General features: G+C 41.3%; 15 protein-coding genes and 1 tRNA gene. 8 read left to right on the top strand and 8 right to left on the bottom strand.

Annotated features, from left to right (window positions below; all coding sequences use genetic code 11):
* Window positions 1-15: 15 nt before the first annotated feature.
* Window positions 16-3189 carry a histidine kinase N-terminal 7TM domain-containing protein gene (locus MMU05_RS02260; RefSeq protein WP_241140029.1) on the bottom strand — a complete coding sequence of 1058 codons (3174 nt, stop codon included), beginning with the start codon at window positions 3187-3189 and terminating at the stop codon, window positions 16-18.
* Window positions 3190-3855: 666 nt separating this feature from the next.
* Here MMU05_RS02260 and clpB point away from each other — a divergent pair.
* The 4 genes from clpB to MMU05_RS02240 all read left to right on the top strand — a co-directional run bounded on the left by clpB (window position 3856) and on the right by MMU05_RS02240 (window position 9014).
* On the top strand, window positions 3856-6471 hold the full coding sequence (clpB, locus tag MMU05_RS02255; protein WP_241140028.1) for an ATP-dependent chaperone ClpB: 2616 nt from the start codon (window positions 3856-3858) through the stop codon (window positions 6469-6471).
* Window positions 6472-6600: 129 nt separating this feature from the next.
* Window positions 6601-7173: a pyridoxamine 5'-phosphate oxidase family protein gene (locus tag MMU05_RS02250; RefSeq protein WP_241140027.1), complete on the top strand. Its 573-nt coding sequence runs from the start codon at window positions 6601-6603 to the stop codon at window positions 7171-7173.
* Window positions 7174-7249: 76 nt separating this feature from the next.
* A complete protein-coding gene (locus MMU05_RS02245; protein WP_241140026.1) occupies window positions 7250-7825 on the top strand; it encodes a Pycsar system effector family protein in 576 nt (191 codons plus the stop codon).
* A gap of 61 nt (window positions 7826-7886) precedes the next feature.
* Entirely contained in the window at window positions 7887-9014 is a 1128-nt protein-coding gene (locus tag MMU05_RS02240) for a hypothetical protein (RefSeq protein ID WP_241140025.1), read from the top strand.
* A gap of 78 nt (window positions 9015-9092) precedes the next feature.
* Here the strand turns inward: MMU05_RS02240 and MMU05_RS02235 are convergent.
* The 3 genes from MMU05_RS02235 to MMU05_RS02225 all read right to left on the bottom strand — a co-directional run bounded on the left by MMU05_RS02235 (window position 9093) and on the right by MMU05_RS02225 (window position 10224).
* Window positions 9093-9169: transfer RNA gene (locus tag MMU05_RS02235), tRNA-Ala, on the bottom strand.
* Between the two features lie 127 nt (window positions 9170-9296).
* Window positions 9297-9917 carry a recombination mediator RecR gene (recR, locus tag MMU05_RS02230; RefSeq protein ID WP_241140024.1) on the bottom strand — a complete coding sequence of 207 codons (621 nt, stop codon included), beginning with the start codon at window positions 9915-9917 and terminating at the stop codon, window positions 9297-9299.
* 13 nt (window positions 9918-9930) lie between these two features.
* Window positions 9931-10224, bottom strand: a complete 294-nt coding sequence (locus tag MMU05_RS02225) for an ATP-dependent Clp protease adaptor ClpS (RefSeq protein WP_113923905.1) — start codon at window positions 10222-10224, stop codon at window positions 9931-9933.
* A gap of 53 nt (window positions 10225-10277) precedes the next feature.
* Here MMU05_RS02225 and MMU05_RS02220 point away from each other — a divergent pair, with 53 nt between their 5' ends.
* On the top strand, window positions 10278-11720 hold the full coding sequence (locus MMU05_RS02220; RefSeq protein WP_241140023.1) for a sodium:solute symporter: 1443 nt from the start codon (window positions 10278-10280) through the stop codon (window positions 11718-11720).
* Here MMU05_RS02220 and MMU05_RS02215 read toward each other — a convergent pair whose 3' ends face one another.
* From MMU05_RS02215 to MMU05_RS02205, 3 genes are all read right to left on the bottom strand, one after another.
* Complete coding sequence (locus MMU05_RS02215) at window positions 11721-12086, bottom strand: helix-turn-helix domain-containing protein (protein WP_241140022.1); 366 nt, start codon at window positions 12084-12086, stop codon at window positions 11721-11723. It abuts the gene before it with no gap.
* A gap of 111 nt (window positions 12087-12197) precedes the next feature.
* Window positions 12198-12539, bottom strand: coding sequence for an MGMT family protein (locus MMU05_RS02210; protein ID WP_241140021.1), 342 nt, complete (start codon window positions 12537-12539; stop codon window positions 12198-12200).
* Complete coding sequence (locus MMU05_RS02205; protein ID WP_241140020.1) at window positions 12529-13404, bottom strand: mechanosensitive ion channel family protein; 876 nt, start codon at window positions 13402-13404, stop codon at window positions 12529-12531. Before MMU05_RS02205 ends, MMU05_RS02210 begins: the two co-directional genes overlap by 11 nt.
* Window positions 13405-13465: 61 nt before the next feature.
* Here MMU05_RS02205 and MMU05_RS02200 point away from each other — a divergent pair, with 61 nt between their 5' ends.
* Genes MMU05_RS02200 through MMU05_RS02190 form a run of 3 tightly spaced genes read left to right on the top strand, consistent with a single transcriptional unit; the run spans window position 13466 to window position 15296 of the window.
* On the top strand, window positions 13466-14143 hold the full coding sequence (locus MMU05_RS02200; RefSeq protein ID WP_241140019.1) for an SDR family NAD(P)-dependent oxidoreductase: 678 nt from the start codon (window positions 13466-13468) through the stop codon (window positions 14141-14143).
* 14 nt (window positions 14144-14157) lie between these two features.
* Window positions 14158-14844 (top strand): head GIN domain-containing protein, encoded by a 687-nt coding sequence (locus MMU05_RS02195; protein WP_241140018.1) that lies wholly within the window; start codon window positions 14158-14160, stop codon window positions 14842-14844.
* Complete coding sequence (locus tag MMU05_RS02190; protein WP_241140017.1) at window positions 14841-15296, top strand: nuclear transport factor 2 family protein; 456 nt, start codon at window positions 14841-14843, stop codon at window positions 15294-15296. The genes MMU05_RS02195 and MMU05_RS02190 overlap by 4 nt, the downstream gene beginning before the upstream one ends.
* A gap of 123 nt (window positions 15297-15419) precedes the next feature.
* Here the strand turns inward: MMU05_RS02190 and MMU05_RS02185 are convergent, their stop codons facing one another.
* Window positions 15420-17345: a CHU_0125 family OmpA-like outer membrane integrity protein gene (locus MMU05_RS02185; RefSeq protein WP_241140016.1), complete on the bottom strand. Its 1926-nt coding sequence runs from the start codon at window positions 17343-17345 to the stop codon at window positions 15420-15422.
* Window position 17346: the final 1 nt, after the last annotated feature.

The raw sequence follows: 17346 nt of genomic DNA, 5'->3' as shown, positions 1-17346 counted from the left end.
TTTATGGCTTCTATTTTAATTTTTGATGGAATCCCACTCGGCTTTTAGACCACCGAGAATTTTTGAAACCTCTTGGATAGTCTCATTGACCACAGATTTATTTTCCTCATCAAGAGCAGTCAACAATTCTGTCTTAGAAGAAGTAGATACAAGGTCTTTGAAATCAAGATTGAGGCCGACACCTTTGAGGGCATGACCGGTTTGTTTGACGCCATGAAGGTTCCCGCTTTCCATGTGGCTGACCAAGGTGGATTGTAATTTTTCTATATTGGAGATACTGACTTCAAGTAATTCCTTGTAAAACTCCGGATCCGAGAGCCTGTATTCCTCAAATTTGGAAGAGGCAATGACTTGAGAAGTGTTTGTGGTGGAATCCAGGTGTTTTTCGATCATTCCTGAGATATCCGACACCAATACAGGTTTACTAAGGTAGTCATCCATTCCGGCCTCCAAGCATCTTTGATACTCTCCTTTTACGGTACCGGCAGTCAGCGCAACAATAGGTGTATGGACATCCGTTTCAATTTTCCTGATTTCCCTTGTAGCCTCATAGCCGCTCATCTCGGGCATTTGGATATCCATAAAAATCAAGTCGGGTTTTTCCTTTTTGTATTCCTCCAATGCTTCAAGACCATTGAATGCCTCAAAAACCACCGAGTTTGGCAAGAGTTTTTTCACAATGGCTTTGGCAAGAAGCATGTTGACCGGGTTGTCATCCACAAGCAAAATCTTGAAAACCGTGTTGGAACCTTTCTGCTTGTTTGAATGAGAAGGATGACTACTTCCATTCATTTTCTGTTCGGTTTTTTGAATCACCACTTCTTCAGATACGGGCAGGTCTAGTTTAAAGAAGAACTTGCTTCCTTTTCCCAAAGTAGTCTGAAGCTCAAGTTTGCTTTCCATCAGCTCCAATAATTTGCTGCATATGGTCAGGCCAAGTCCGGTTCCACCATATTTCCTGGTAGTGGAATTGTCTTCTTGGGCAAAAGCTTCGAAAATGGTTCGTTCCTTTTCTTTTGAAATCCCTATACCGGTATCTTCAACCGAAAATACCAATGGCATCAATCCATTTTGGGATACCGGCCCTTCCACTTTGACAGCCAAGTCAATATGGCCCTGATGGGTAAACTTCCCGGCATTGCTCAGCAGGTTAATCAGTATCTGCTTGATTCTGGTGGAGTCTACATAAACGGATTTTGGAAGTTTGTCATCCAGTTTGAGGTTGAGCTTGAGGTTTTTTTCATTGGTGGTAGGCTGAATAATCTTTAATGTATCAGTCAGTAGGTCATTGATATCGACCCACTCGGGACTCATTTCAAGTTTACCGGCTTCAATTTTTGAAAAATCCAGAATGTCATTGATCAAATCCAGAAGGAGGGTTCCCGACTGGAGGATGGATTGCAAAAACCCTTTTTGGTTTTCGTCTAGATTGGTTTTCATCAATAAATCCGAAAATCCAATGACGCCATTTAAAGGAGTACGGATCTCATGGCTCATATTGGCCAAGAATTCAGATTTGGCGATACTCGCCTCATTTGCGGCTTCCATGGATTTGACCAGGTTTTTCTCCATGTTTTTCCTTTCGATGGCATTGGAGATACTGTCTGCAAAGCTTATGAGCAAGGCAGTTTCCGCCTCACTCCATTTTCTTTCGTTGGTACAATCATCAAATCCCACAAATCCCCAAAAATAATCTTCAACATAAATAGGAATGAGAAGGATGGATTTGATGTCCTGACTCTGCAAAAGTTCTTTCAATTCGGGGTCATCTTCCATTTGATCCACGATCGACTGATAAAGGTTGTTTTGGGCCATTACCCTCGATCCTTCCCCAAAAAGCCCAATAGGCAAACCCTGTAGATTTGGGTTGTCGATTTCGGCCGGTACACCCAGCGCACTCCACTCAAATCTCTGTGAACTTAAAATATTCCCGTTTTCGTCCAGACTGTTTTCAAAAAGATAAGCCCTGTCCACGCCTGCACCGTCACCAAGCAGTGTGATGGCCTTCTGGGTAGCAGTAGCAAAATCATGGTTGGAAAGTAATTCTTTAGTAGCAAATGCGATCGAAGTCAGCATTTTCTCATTTCTGACCAAGTTGCTGTTGACATTTTGCAGCTTCAGTTCATTGGCCTTGATGAATTCCTCTGTGGATTTCTGTTCGGTGATATCGCGGAAAAACAGGTATTGAAAATTTGGTGTTTCAAGGTCAAGAGAATCTTTGTCTATATTTTTAAGAAAAATCTCAAAGATTTTTTTGTCTAAAGGATTAACCATTTCAATCCTCGTATTTGGAGAATTTGAAAGGAAGAGGGTTTCAAATTCCTGAGAAATTCCGATCAACTGGTCCTTTTTATAGATTTTCTGGGGACTCAACTTCGAGAAAAACTTTCTCGCGGTATAGTTCATCGCCACCACATCCCCCATCCTGTCGAGGATTAAGATTCCATCAGAAATGTTTTCAAAGATTGTTTTGAAGGCAATCGGATTGGCACGGAACAATTGGTATTGGAACAAGGCCCAAAACAAAGTAACACCACTTATAGCGAGGCAAAAAGGGACAGGGTCGAGGCCAAAAGGATAGAAACCAAAAACCACAAACAAATAAGCAATCCATGGAATCAACGTCCCAAATAGCATAATCAGTACCTGACCCCTGTATATCTCAGGAATCGAAAAAAGCATTCTGAAAAGCAATAGGTTGGAGAATATGATCAAAATCGAATTGTAACTCGCATACATCCAATGCAATATCCCCCGGTCGAGGGAAACAGCCATAAAATACGAATTATCAGAAGCCGAAATTTCTTTGTAAAAAAGGTGGTGGAAATCATTGGTAAATACCATCAAGAGAAAAAATGCTGAAATCCCAAAGATCAATACGAGCCAGTTTTTATTGATGAATTTGGCGCGGTCACTATACTTCAAAACAAAGAGAAACAAAAATGGAGTAACGAACGCACCCCCAATATATTCCAGAATATAGAACAGTTTGATTCCTTCAGGAGTGACAGAAAGCAACTCAATTCCATAGAAAAAAGTGTATAAAAAGCAGCTCAAAAGAAAGTAAGAAAAATACCGCTCTCCGTGCTGGTTGTTTTTGTTAAAGGAAAAAAATGCCAATACAACAAACAGCAAACTTGTCAGAAATATGGGAGTGGCAAAGGGATTAAATGAAAATTGAAGGTTCATAAAATGCTTAAGTTCAAAAGGGAGCGTTTATAGATTTATTGCGTTTCAATCAATTAAACATAGTAAAAATAATTCTTTTACCATCTTAAAAAAACGATATTCGGTGAAATTAAAATTTGTAAAATTATTGTGTTGTATAACTTAAAATTTGATTTTAAAATTCAAGTAAAAGGGGATTTGTAATAGTCTTAATTTTGAACTTGTTTTTTTAAATCCTTGGGGAATAGGGTAACATTTTATGCAGAGATACCGATTTCGATTTGATCGGCATTTCTTCTTCTCAAAATAGGATTTTTTTTCCTTAAAATCATCGATTTCATGACAAAAAGTCCTTATTTGACCAAATTGGGATAGGAATTTAAAGACATATTTTCCGATTTTTCACTCTTTTCTGCTTTGGATAAAGATTTGATTCATTACAAATGATTACAAATCAGGGAAATTAGAAAGAATAAATGTATGCACACAATTATGATAGTAGATTGGATATCCATTTAAATACTTGTCTTCGGACTGAAAGGCCCTGTACATCCCTGCCCGACGGCAGGCGGGGGTCTTCCGTCTTCGTCCCGATAGCGGGCCCTACTGAAGAAGAATATAAGGTTACTGTCAAAGAAGCGTAAATCCATAAAAGAAAAGAATAGAACCAACCTAACCAACTGTAAAATGGACTTTAAACAATACACCATAAAATCCCAGGAAGCTATCCAAAAGGCTGCCGAGCTTGCCATGGCCGAACAGCAGCAAGCCATCGAGCCTGCGCATATCCTGAAAGGGATATTTTCGGAAGACGAAAATGTCACTGACTTTTTGTTTAAAAAACTGAATGTCAACAAAGGATTAATCGCACAAAAAACAGATGACATTATCAGGTCATTTCCCAAAGTAAGCGGGCAACAGCCTTATCTTTCCAATGCTTCCAATCAGGTTTTGGCCAAAGCGAAAGATTTTCTCAAAAACTTCGGGGATGAGTTCGTGGCCATCGAACACTTGCTGTTGGCGATCTTGGCCGGATCAGATAAAACCTCCCAGCTGCTAAAAGACAATGGCTTATCAGAAAAACCGCTCATCGAATCAATCAAGGAACTTAGAAAAGGAAATAAAGTGACTGACCAAAACGCAGAATCTAAATATCGGGCTTTGGAGAAATACTCCAAAAACCTGAATGAACTTGCCAAAAAGGGAAAGATTGATCCGGTCATCGGCAGGGATGAAGAGATCAGAAGGGTCTTGCAGATTTTGGCAAGAAGGACAAAAAACAATCCGATTCTCCTCGGAGAACCCGGTGTGGGAAAAACTGCCATCGTGGAAGGTTTGGCACAAAGGATCGTCAGCGGAGACGTTCCGGAAAATCTCAAATCCAAGACATTGATCTCCCTAGACATGGGATTACTTGTGGCGGGAGCGAAGTACAAAGGTGAATTTGAGGAAAGACTGAAGGCAGTCATCAAAGAAGTCACAGACTCCGAAGGTGAAATCCTCCTTTTTATCGATGAGATTCATACCCTCATCGGAGCAGGTGGAGGCGGAGAAGGTGCGATGGACGCAGCTAACCTATTGAAACCGGCTTTGGCTAGAGGAGAATTGCATGCCATTGGCGCAACTACCTTGAAGGAATATCAAAAATACATAGAGAAAGACAAAGCTCTTGAAAGAAGATTCCAAGCTGTGATGGTGGACGAACCTGATGCTGCTGATGCGATTTCCATCCTGAGGGGTATCAAGGATAAATATGAACTTCACCACGGTGTCAGGATCAAAGACGATGCGGTAATCGCTGCAGTTGAGCTTTCCCAAAGGTATATTTCTGACAGGTTTCTTCCTGACAAAGCAATTGACTTGATGGATGAGGCTGCGGCAAAACTGAGAATGGAAATAGATTCCCTTCCACAGGAACTCGACGAACTCAATCGGAGAATCATGCAGCTTGAGATCGAAAGAGAAGCTATCCGAAGGGAGAATAACAAAGACAAAGAAACTGTTCTGAGCAAAGAAATAGCGGAGCTTTCGGAAAAAAGACAAAATGTCAAAGCCAAGTGGGAAAGTGAAAAGGCGGTGATCGTCGGTATCAGAAATGAAAAAGAGAACATTGACAAACTGAAACTCGAAGCTGAACAGGCGGAAAGAGCAGGGGATTTCGGAAAAGTCGCCGAAATCAGGTATGGGAAAATCGTTGAATCTGAAAAGAAACTGAATGGCTTTAAATTTCAGCTCGAGGAAATGCAACAAGGTTCCCCACTCTTGAAAGAAGAAGTCGACAATGAAGATATTGCTGCAGTGGTCTCCAAATGGACCGGGATTCCTTTGTCCAAAATGATCCAAAGTGAAAGAGAGAAATTGCTTCATTTAGAAGATGAGCTCGGAAAAAGAGTGGCAGGTCAAAAGGAAGCCATCGTTGCTTTGTCTGACGCGGTCAGAAGGAGTAGGGCAGGTTTGCAGGATCCTAGAAGGCCGATTGGTTCCTTTATCTTTATGGGGACTACAGGTGTCGGAAAAACCGAATTGGCGAAAGCCTTAGCAGAATACCTCTTCAATGATGACAATGCCATGGTCAGAATTGACATGTCTGAATACCAGGAAAGACACTCCGTCAGCCGCTTGGTGGGAGCACCTCCTGGATATGTTGGCTACGATGAAGGCGGTCAATTGACCGAAGCGGTAAGAAGAAAGCCCTATTCTGTGGTGCTTTTGGACGAAATCGAAAAAGCACACCCTGATGTTTTCAATATCCTTCTTCAGGTTTTGGATGATGGGCGATTGACTGACAACAAAGGAAGGATTGCCAACTTCAAGAATACGATTATCATCCTGACTACCAATATCGGTTCACACCTGATTCAGGAGCGTTTTGCCGAAATGGAAGAATGGAACAAGGAGGAGATCATGGAAAAAACCAAATCGGATGTGTATGATTTGCTCAAAAAATCTGTGAGACCCGAATTTCTCAATAGGATCGATGAGACGATCATGTTTGAACCACTAACCCGAAAAGTGATACGTAAAATCGTGGATATCCAATGGAGAGAAATCCAGAAACGCTTGGCTGAGTCCAATATTGAAATTGACGCCACCCAAGAAGTTTTGGATCATTTGGGAGAAGTTGGTTTTGATCCCAATTTTGGTGCAAGACCTCTGAAGAGAACAATTCAAAAACTGATCTTGAACGAACTCTCCAAACAGATTTTGTCAGGATATATCAAAAACGATTCTGCAGTTTTGGTGGATTTGGATGCTGAGCATCAGGTCTATTTCAAAAATGTAGAGCATGCCGAAATGGTGTAACATAGCTGATCATGAACGACTAACAATACTAAAACCTGCACGGAATCATATTCTGTGCAGGTTTTTTGTTTGGTCACCAAACCAATACCTTTGAGGGGTGTTAACTTGTAGATCCAATTTCTAAAACTCATGCTTTTCCGCCAAAACAATTCATTGGAAGAAATTTTTCAATCTGTCAAGCATGAACTCCACCGGGGAGCGTTGGACGCCAAACATCCTTTTCGGTTTGTCACACTTGCGACCAAATCTGAAAATGGAGTAGATGCCCGGTATGTGGTCCTGAGGTCCGTCGATGATGCACTGAATTTTTATTTGTTTACCGATGCCCGCACTTCCAAGGTTGGGCAGTTGATTTCCTTTCCTGAAGCGGTCTTGTTGTTTTACCATCCTGCCAAAAGGATTCAGGTAAAGGTTTTAGGTAAGGCTGAAATCAAAAGAAACGATGAGCTGACGGCTACATTTTGGTCCAAAATCCAGGGAGATGCACGAAAAGCATATAATCAGGTCCTTGCCCCAGGTGCTACCATTCAGGATCCCGGTGAGGCTTTTGTTTGGAATGAACCTTTGACGGATTCCAATTTTACCCTTATCCAAATCAGGCCGATAGAAATAGAAGCACTGCAGCTGAATGGGTTGGAGCATCTCCGTGTGATTATGAAATCAAAAGATTTGAGTTGGGATGTTTCCTGGATAGCGCCCTGAAAAAAGGAAATTGAAGCCAATGCTGGATTTGTTGAAAAATAATTTTGTAAATTCAGGATTGACAAAACAACAAGCAATGGAAGACATAATACCGGTAAAGAAAGTGAAGGATAAAACCGAAAGGGAAAGACAGACTTTTTATAGAGTAACTTTCAAAAACAACTGTAACCTGCTTCAAATCGCCGATAACAAGGCAAACATGATCATCAGCATCAACGCCCTCGTGATCTCCTCCATTATTGCCATCACAGGTTATGGGACCATTTCCAACCAGATGGATATGAAGGGACCTTTGACCCTCATCCCGATTTTGATGTTGCTTTCCACTTGCCTTTTTTCTACCGTATTAGCGGTGCGGGCTGCCAAGCCAAAAATCATAGGCAAAAATCAAAAAACACAGGAAAAAGGAAAATCAAGCATGCTGTTTTTTGGAGAAAGCGCCACATACAACCTTGAAGAATACCTAGTAGAAATCGACCGGATACTTCCTTCAAAGGAGGAAATAAACCAACAAATGTCCATTGCACTTTTTTATCAGGGCAAGGTATTGAATAGAAAATATAATCTCCTCGGGCATGCCTATAATGTTTTCATCATGGGATTGGGAATAGGTGTCCTGACGTTTTTGATTCATTTGATAGTGTCCGCCTGATTTGATAAAGAGTTGAAAGTGCTTTTTGATTTTCACCTTATTTTATAAAAATTAAAGACTTATGGAAAAATCATTTTCAGTACCCGCATTGTCACCTGCCAAAATTCCTGCCCACTTTTCGGGCAGAAAGGCTTCAAAAAGTCAGACGTATAGACCTTGGTATTTCCTTACTTTTTTGATTTTCGTATTCCATGTGCCCATTTTTGATTCCTTTTCACAGGAGGAGAAGAAAGAAGATGTTTCCAAGCTTTTCAGAGATGAAGCGCCCTTGGACCTCAAGTTGGGTTTTTCATTCAAAGACATCAAAAAGTCGGACAAAGAAACGGCAGTGTCCCAGGAGTGGTTACATTTTAAAGACGAATCCGGCAATTGGGATTCGCTGAAGGTTGACCTGTTTGCAAGGGGAAACTTCAGAAAAGACCATTGCTTCTTTACCCCACTAAAAATCAAGATAGACAAAAAGGAAAGGGAAGGGACTATTTTTAAAGGAAACAAAACCCTGAAACTGGTAATGCCTTGCCAAAACAACAAGACGGCAGACGACCTGACTATCAAAGAATACATGATTTACAAAATGTACGAAGAAGTCTCTCCCTATCATTTCCATACCAGATTGGTAAACCTCACCCTCACAGACAAAAGCGGAAAGCAGGAAAAAACTTTTGAGATCAAAGCTTTTCTCATCGAAGATGATTCCGAAATCGCAGATAGGTTTGAGGCCACCATGAAAAAAGACATTCAGTTGAATCCCTTCAGATTCAAGGATACGGTGTCGATCAGGCAGGATTTTTTTCAGTTTATGATCGGTAATACAGATTGGTCCACGGTCGTCCAACATAACATCGCCGTCATGCAGCTACCCGATAAATCCTACATCCCCTTATGCTATGATTTTGACATGTCGGGATTGGTCAATGCCCCCTATGCCGTAGTCAATCCCCTGATTCCGATCAATTCCGTCACCGAACGCTACTATTGGGGAGTATGCAGGGACGAAAGCTTGTTTGAAAATACAAGGGAATATTACCTCTCGATCGAAAACAATATTTGGGAGGCCTATGGCAAATTATCCCCAAGTCTGAGTCCCAATGAACAGGAAAACACCAAGAAATTCCTGACGGCCTACTTTGACATCCTCAAGGACGACAGGAAATTCAGGGACAATATTTTCTCTAATTGTAGGAAGTAGGGATTGAAGGGGGTTATTTGTGCCTTAATCTTTTTGGCTTCAAATTCAAAAAAAAAGACCCACATTTCTGTGAGTCTTTGGTGGAGGATAACGGATTCGAACCGATGACCCCTACACTGCCAGCGTAGTGCTCTAGCCAGCTGAGCTAATCCCCCTTTTATTTATTTCTAAAATCAAAATAATTTTTGTGCTCCAGCCATCCCGATAGCTATCGGGATAATCCCCCGTTTTTAATTGGTCTGCAAATATAGAAATGCTTTTGGATCAGACAAAAGAAAATCGCTATTCGGCAGAATAATTTACACGTGTCAGGATACTCCTTCCCAAGGTCACTTCATCGGTATATTCCAATTCTCCGCCGATGGGAATCCCTCGGGCGATGGTACTGACTTTGATGCCAAATTCCTTGAGCCTTCTGGTAATGAAAAATGAGGTGGTATCGCCTTCCATAGTGGCAGGCAAGGCAAGGATAACTTCCTTTACTTTTTCATTTTCCGGAGTATGGGCGATCCTTTGGATCAGGGATTCGATCTTCAGGTCATCCGGACCGATGCCCTGAATGGGGGAAATCACTCCCCCGAGGACATGGTAGAGACCGTTATATTGGGAGGTGTTTTCGATGGCAAGTACATCGGGAATGTCTTCTACCACACAGATGATACTCCTTTCCCTTCTTCTTCCCGCACAGATGCTGCATACATCTGCATCGGATATGTTGTGACAAAGGCTGCAATACTTGATGTCTTTTCTGAGGGAAAGCAAAGACCGCGTCAGCTCTTCGGTGACGTTTTCTTTTTGCTTGAGGAGGTGAAGTGCAAGTCTGAGCGCCGTCTTTTTGCCTATTCCCGGCAGACGGCTGATTTCATTGACTGCTTCTTCAATCAGTTTGGAGGGGAAATTCACTTTTCCGGATGGGTTAGACGATGGCAGCTTGGATACCTGCGTCCAAAATCGCCTCGCACATGGGTTTCAATTTGGTACGGCTGCCTTTTTTGACAGAACATTTTCCTTTGTAGTGAATGATCAGCGTGCACTGTTCGGCTTGTTCAGGGGTATGCTGACATACTTTGATGAGGATCTTGGCTACGTGTTCAAAAGTATTGATATCATCATTAAACACCACCAATTCGCATTCGTCTATGTCAATCAGTTCCTCCAAAAGGACCTCGACCTCTTCCAACATGGGATATGCCTGTGTATGGTAATTCATTTTGCAAATTTAATAATTATGGGCAATTTAGCGAATTCTACCCTTAAGCCACTATGGATCCAAAGTTAGTTCTAATCGTCATAACATCATATTTTGCGATCTTGTTTTTGATATCTTGGTTTACTTCAAGAAATGTTTCCACTGACACTTTTTTTACGGGAGACAGACAATCACCTTGGTTTTTGGTTGCTTTTGGGATGATCGGAGCATCTCTTTCGGGTGTGACTTTTATTTCAGTCCCCGGAGAAGTAGGCAATACGAGTTTTCATTATTTCCAGGTTGTTCTCGGCTATACTTTGGGATACTTTGTGATCGCCAAGGTTCTGCTGCCCCTTTACTATAGGCTGAATCTTGTTTCCATATATGCCTATCTGGAGGCACGGTTTGGCTTTTGGTCTTATAAGACGGGTGCATTTTTCTTTATTTTGTCCAGGACTTTAGGATCTTCTATCAGAGTCTTTCTTGTGGCAGGCGTACTTCAATTGGTCTTGTTTGACAATTGGGGTATTCCCTTTTGGGTCTCGGTATTGATCACAGTATCCTTGATATGGCTGTATACACACCGCGGTGGAATCAAAACGGTGGTCTGGACTGATACTTTGCAGACACTATTTATGCTACTTGCAGTGGTCATCAGTATTTACCTGATAGGAAAGGACCTGGGGATTTTGACTATCACGGAATTTGTGGGGACCATTGCGGATGATCCACGGTCCGAAATATTCAATTGGGACTGGAAGTCAGGTACCAATTTTTTCAAACAATTTGCATCGGGGGCTTTTATCACCATCGTGATGACTGGATTGGATCAGGACATGATGCAGAAAAACCTGACTTGCCGAAATATAGGAGACGCTCAGAAAAATATGTTCTGGTTTACCATTATCCTTGTGGTGGTCAATTTGCTCTTTTTGTCATTGGGAATCCTCCTGTACCTGTATGCGGAGACAAATGGGATTTCACTTCCTACCAAATCTGATGATTTATACCCTTTGCTTGCCACTACCTATTTCAGCTCTTTTGTTGGGATTGTTTTTATACTGGGCATTACTGCAGCGGCCTATTCTAGTGCTGATTCTACGCTTACTGCTTTGACGACTTCTTTTTGTTACGATTTTCTTGAAATAGAAAAAAAATATAAAAAAGAAGATCAGGTGAAAGTCAGAAAAAGGGTCCACATCGGTTTTACGGCCCTGATGTTTTTTGTGATTTTGATGTTCAGGTGGATCAATGACCAAAGCGTCATCAACTCAGTCTTCATCATAGCCGGATATACCTATGGTCCACTGCTCGGGTTATATGCATTTGGGTTGTTTACCAAATGGGAAGTCCGGGACAGGTTTGTGCCCTATCTTGCTGTGGCAGCGCCTCTGTTGGCATTTGCCATCAGCCAAAATTCACAGCAATTGTTGTGGGGCTACAAGTTTGGCTTTGAGGTTTTGATCCTCAATGGCCTGCTCATGTTTACCGGATTATATCTTGTTAGAAAAAAATAATCAAAGCTCCTGTTTTGCGATCAGGTCGTTGATTTTCTTCAATCTTTGGATGTTGCTTTCCAGTTTTCCTGAACTTCCGTCGAGGTCCACTAGGATGGAAACCAAACCGCTTTGTTTTTTATGGTTGTCTTGTACGTGGTTGACGGTTGGGATTTTTGAAATCAATTCCTGCACATCCACTTCATACAAATCAGCGAGCCTGATAGCATCTTCCATTTTGAGGTTAGACCTGCCTTGTTCATATCTGGAATAAGCCGTATAATCTTTTTTGCCTAAGTATTCGGCAATATATTCTTGGGTGTAGCCTCTCAGCACCCTGTGCTTGCGGAGATTTTCTGCGATGTGGCTTTTCAGTTCAGTTTCCATATTCTATTGCTTTAGAATAGATATTGCAAAAAGCATACACTTTTGTGCCAACTGGGTAAAAAATCTGTGAAAAAAACGAATAATACGCTCAAATGCCTTAAAAAAGAGCATTTAATCTTCTAATTTTATTTCATTGGGACTCCAGAAATGTTTTTCGAAATCCTGTATTTTATCATTCACAATCCTGATTCCTTCGGATTCCAAAAGCTGTTGCATTCTTTCGGGCGGAGAGAAATGGTGCTTTCCGGTCAGCAATCCATTTCTGTTGACGACCCGATGTGCGGGTACATCAGGTTGGGCATGACAGGCGTTCATGGCATAGCCGACCATCCTCGCGCCGCTTTTCAGCCCCAGGTAATTGGCAATGACCCCATAAGAAGTTACTCTTCCCTTTGGGATCAGACGGACAACCTGATAAACAAGGTCAAAATAATTTTCCTTCTCAGTTTTCATTCAAAAGATTTAAAAGCGACTGATGTAATTCGGACTTAATTTGATTCTCTTTGGTCAATGAGGATTCGAGCGAAACTTTGATGGTAAACACTTCCTTTTGAATGGCGATCAATTCCACTTTAATATTGGCCACCTCTTTTTTCTTGATCCTTTTTTCAAATCCTGCAATCAGATTTGATTCAATTTCCGCAAGGTTGAATTTAAGATGATGAGGCAATTCCATTTGAAAATCGACTTTTCTGTGGTCCAATCTGCTTAAATTGGTCACCTGAACGCCAAGAACAAGGTTGTTTGGGATAATGGTTTTGTATCCGTCGTCTTTTTTGATCACTACATTCAGAAGGGTGATGTCTTCAATGACACCTGTGTTTTCGCCGATTTTGATGGTATCGCCGAGAGAAAACTGATCAGTGAACATGATGATCAAACCATTGATGATGTTGTTGACATAATCTTTGGTAAGAATGGCAATCGCCGCTGCAACGATGGTTAAGCTTGTCAAAAATTCCAAGGGCTGGATATCAAAAGCTAGCATCAAAGCAATGACAAAAACCACTGAATTGAGTATATTCGAAATCCAGGTTATGCCAATCAGGAAATTTCCGTGAACCTTTTCATCCATGGTTTTCCTTAAGTAAATGCGGGCCGTGAATATTCTTCCGAGTGAAATTAGGATATTGCCGCCCAATAAAAATAGGATTGCCCTGTGGATACTGTTCAGGCCGGAAAATTTGGAAAGGTAAAATTGGACTTCAGGAATGAATTTTGCCCCTAGAAGGAATATCAGATAGATGACCAGCTTCAGGATAAAGACCCTTTTCTTTTTGGACTCAATAGTTTGGATCAGGGATTTTTGTATTTCCATAGAAAAGAAAAATATAGGCTAATTTTGGTAAAAGTAATAGAAACAAAAAAAAGTTTGATTCATGGAAAGGAATTTAATTATAACGGGCGCGGCAGGAAACTTAGGCAAGGCAGTCGTTGAAAAATTTAAGCGGGAAGGATATAAAGTGATTGCTACAGTTTTGCCCGGTACAGGAGAGACGGTAGAGGAAGCCGACGATGTCTATGAAGTAGATGTCACAGATGAACATGCGGTCAAAGACTTTGCAAATGATTATATCATGCAATATGGAGAGGTGGATGCGATCTGCTTATTGGTTGGAGGTTTTGCCATGGGAGACATTGAGCATACAGGCCTTGAGAATTTGGATAAAATGATCAAACTCAATTTTTATTCTGCTTTTAATATGGTAAAAAACTTTTTGCCTTTGATGAAAAAAGCTGACTTTGGCGATTTTTTATTTGTCGGAGCAAGGCCTGCCCTGCAACCTGAAGATGCAAAAAACGTTGTGGCTTATGCTTTGAGTAAGAGACTTGTGGTAGAACTTGCCAATTATGTGGCAGAGGATGTCAAAAGTACTAAGATCAGGGCGCATGTTTTTGTACCGAGTACCATTGATACGCCGGCTAATAGAGAATCAATGCCTGATGCGGACTTTACGAAGTGGGTAGGGACAGCCGAAATAGCCGAGGCAATGCACTATGCAGTCAATAACCCATCGCTTCGAAACATGACTTTCAAATTATATGGAGGAATCTAAACCTAACACTAAATATGAAAAAGAAGATTAAACTCATTCTAATTGCCCTGATTGCTTTTGTAGGATTTACAAATGCACAAACTCAAAGTGATTCCAGACCTTTGAGGGAATTCAATGTGGTAAAAGTTTCCAATTCTATCAAAGCAGAATTGGTCAAAGGAGATGAGAACAAAGTAGATATCACTGCAAGCGGGATAGACGTGGGAAAAGTGGAGACTTCAGTGGTGGGCGATGCACTCGAAGTGAGGCTTGCCAGGGGTAATTATAGAAACCATTCTGTAAAAGTGGTAGTGACTTATGTGGATATTCAGGGAATTGAAGCCACCTCGAGTGCACAGGTAGTTGCCAAAAGTAAAATTGAAGCCCAAGAGGCTTATTTGGCTTCTTCCAATAATGCTTATTTGGAAGCAATGGTAGATGCTGAAAAGCTAAACCTGGAAGCTGCCACAAATTCCCGGATCTTTATCAAAGGGAAAGTCGGCCAATTGGAAGCAAATGCCTATACTAATGCGCAGATCGATGGGATGAACCTTGTTGCAGAAAATGTGAATGTGCTCGGCAATACGACAGCAAGCATCAGTTTTACGGCGACATCTTCCATCAACGGTTCTTTGGCTACTGCCGCCAAAATTGTGTACGACGGCAATCCAACAGAGATTAATGTCAAAACAGGCACAGGAGGAAGCATCAAGAAAAAATGAAAAGGTTATTTATTGCCTCGCTGATTATATTTTCACTTTTTTCTCCATCCCTTTTTGCGCAGCAAAATGAGGAAGTCAGACAAGTGATAGCCTCGATGTTTGAGGGAATGAAGTCAAAAAATACTGATTTGATAAAAGCAGCTTTCCATCCCGATGCGACGATGCAGACCGTAAAATCAAGTGAAAATGGATCAGAATTGGGTTCTAATTCGGTTGCGGATTTTGTAAATAGGATTGGTTCTTCTCCGGCCACCACGATATTGGACGAAAGGATTCTTGACTATCAGATTAAAGTCGATGGGGACATGGCAGCGGCTTGGACACCTTATGAATTTTATGTCAATGACAATTTCAGCCACTGCGGGGTCAATTCATTCCAATTGATCAAAACCACGGAAGGTTGGAAAATCACCTATATCATCGACACCCGAAGGAAAGAAGGGTGTAAATGATTTCAAATTTTGATTAAGTATCTACCTGATTGGAAAGGTAATTAATCCTATACAAACGAAAAAAGGAGAGGTCATCCCTCTCCTTTTTTTTTTAGGTCAATGTAATTCTTATTGCAAAATATTTTATTCCTTGATTTCAATTACTTTGAATTCCGTTCTTCTATTGGTCTGATGTTCTTCTTCTGTTTGGGCATTTTCGATGATGAGTTGTCGCTTGCCATAGCCTTTAGCCACTAACCGGCTCGCATCTATTCCCTGTGAAACCAGGTAAGCTACTGCTGATTCAGCCCTTCTTTGGGTCAAGGCATCGTTGTATTCATCTGTGGCCCTTGCATCAGCATGCGAGCTCAATTCTATCCTGATGCTTGGATTGTCTTTTAAGATCTTGACCAGTTTGTCCAACTCCAATGCTGCATCGGCACGGATGTCCGCTTTGTCAAGGTCATAGTATATATTCTCTAGTACGATTGATCTTTCCAGAATCAAAGCATCCAATACCACTGTGGTGTCAAGTGTAATATTGGTTACCTCTTGGATCAGGTCCTCAGTTCTTGGGGTTTTGCCGACTGTGGAGTAAGTGATACTCTTGCTGAAATAACCGCTTTTGGAAGCAATAATGGAGAAGTTTGCATTAGGAGCAAGCGTAAATCTCAACCTTCCGTTTTGGTTGGAAAAGTCACCACCAACATTTTTATTAGCTCCGTCATACAATACTACCCTGGTCTGAGGCAAAATGACCTCAGTTCCGTCGTCTTTCTTCTCTTTGGTGGTCACGTTTAAGAAAACGTTGACGATTTTTGGTTTTGGTGTTTTGTCTTCAAAATAGTATATATCATCATCTCCCAAACCTCCTTCACGGTTAGATGAAAGAAATCCTTCTGTCGGATATTTTGAAAAAAAGATTCCAAAATCATCTGCCACTGAATTAATGTTTGAGCCTAGATTTTTCACTTCCCAACCCTTATCCGTCCTTTCTGCTACAAAGAGATCCAATTTCCCAAAACCGGCGTGACCATCAGAAGCGAAAAATATCTTCCCGTCTGAAGCGATGTAAGGAAACATTTCATTACCCGGAGTATTGATTTGGTTTCCCATATTCACTGCATTTCCAAAATCTCCGTTGGCAAGTTTAGTGGCTTTGTAGAGGTCTTGGCCACCTTTGCCGTCCGGTCTATTGGAAGCAAAATAAAGCTCATTTCCATCAGGACTGAATGCTGGTGTGGTATTATAATAAAACTCATCTTCATTGACAGGCATCCAAATCGGTTGGGTATATCCTCCGCCACGGAAATAGGAAACAAATAAATGAACGTCAGGAAGGTCTTTTGCGGAAGTTGAATTTGCCCTTGCGTAGATCAGGGTATTGCCATCAGGACTGACGGCCATAGAACCTTGATTCAGGTTTTCTTCATTGCGGAATTCGGGAAGCTGCTGCACATTTTGTACATCGACTTTGATTCCTTCAGCCCTTGTGCGGAACATCTTCATGAATGGCGTCCCTGTGGAAGCATATATGCCACTGCTTTGTCTGTTGCTGGTAAAATATAGGAATCCATCGTTCACAACCGGAGAATATTCAGCAAGCGGTGTATTCAATAACTTGTAATTTTCCACCTGCATAAACTCCCAATAATTCTGGATTTCACCGATCTTTTTGAGATTTGCCAGTTCAAGCTCTACAAGCTGAATGTTTTTATCATCAAGGGTCAGTCCCTTGGCTTTTTCAAATGCGGCTGTTGCCTGTTCGTATTCACCTTGGCTTTTTAGACTTTGTCCTAGCCTGAAAAATGTCTCGTAAGTTTCCTCTTCTGAAGCCAGTTTTTCATAATAAGCTTTGGATTCTTCTATCCTGTTGGATAGCCGATAGCTTTCTGCTACATAAAAATTAGCCTGCTTGTTTTCCGGTTCTTTTTCAAGAATCTTCGAAAAAGTGTTGATAGCAACTTGATATTCACCTGACTGAAACTGGTTTTGGCCTTTTTGGTACATGCTAGTGCAAGCGCCTAGCAATATGGGTATCAAAACAAGAAATAAAGCAATTCGCTTCATA

This window comes from Cognataquiflexum rubidum, from assembly GCF_022538115.1.
GTDB lineage: Bacteria > Bacteroidota > Bacteroidia > Cytophagales > Cyclobacteriaceae > Cognataquiflexum > Cognataquiflexum rubidum.
The sequence above is the reverse complement of the archived record's forward strand: the minus strand, read 5'-3'. Positions and strand labels throughout refer to the sequence as shown.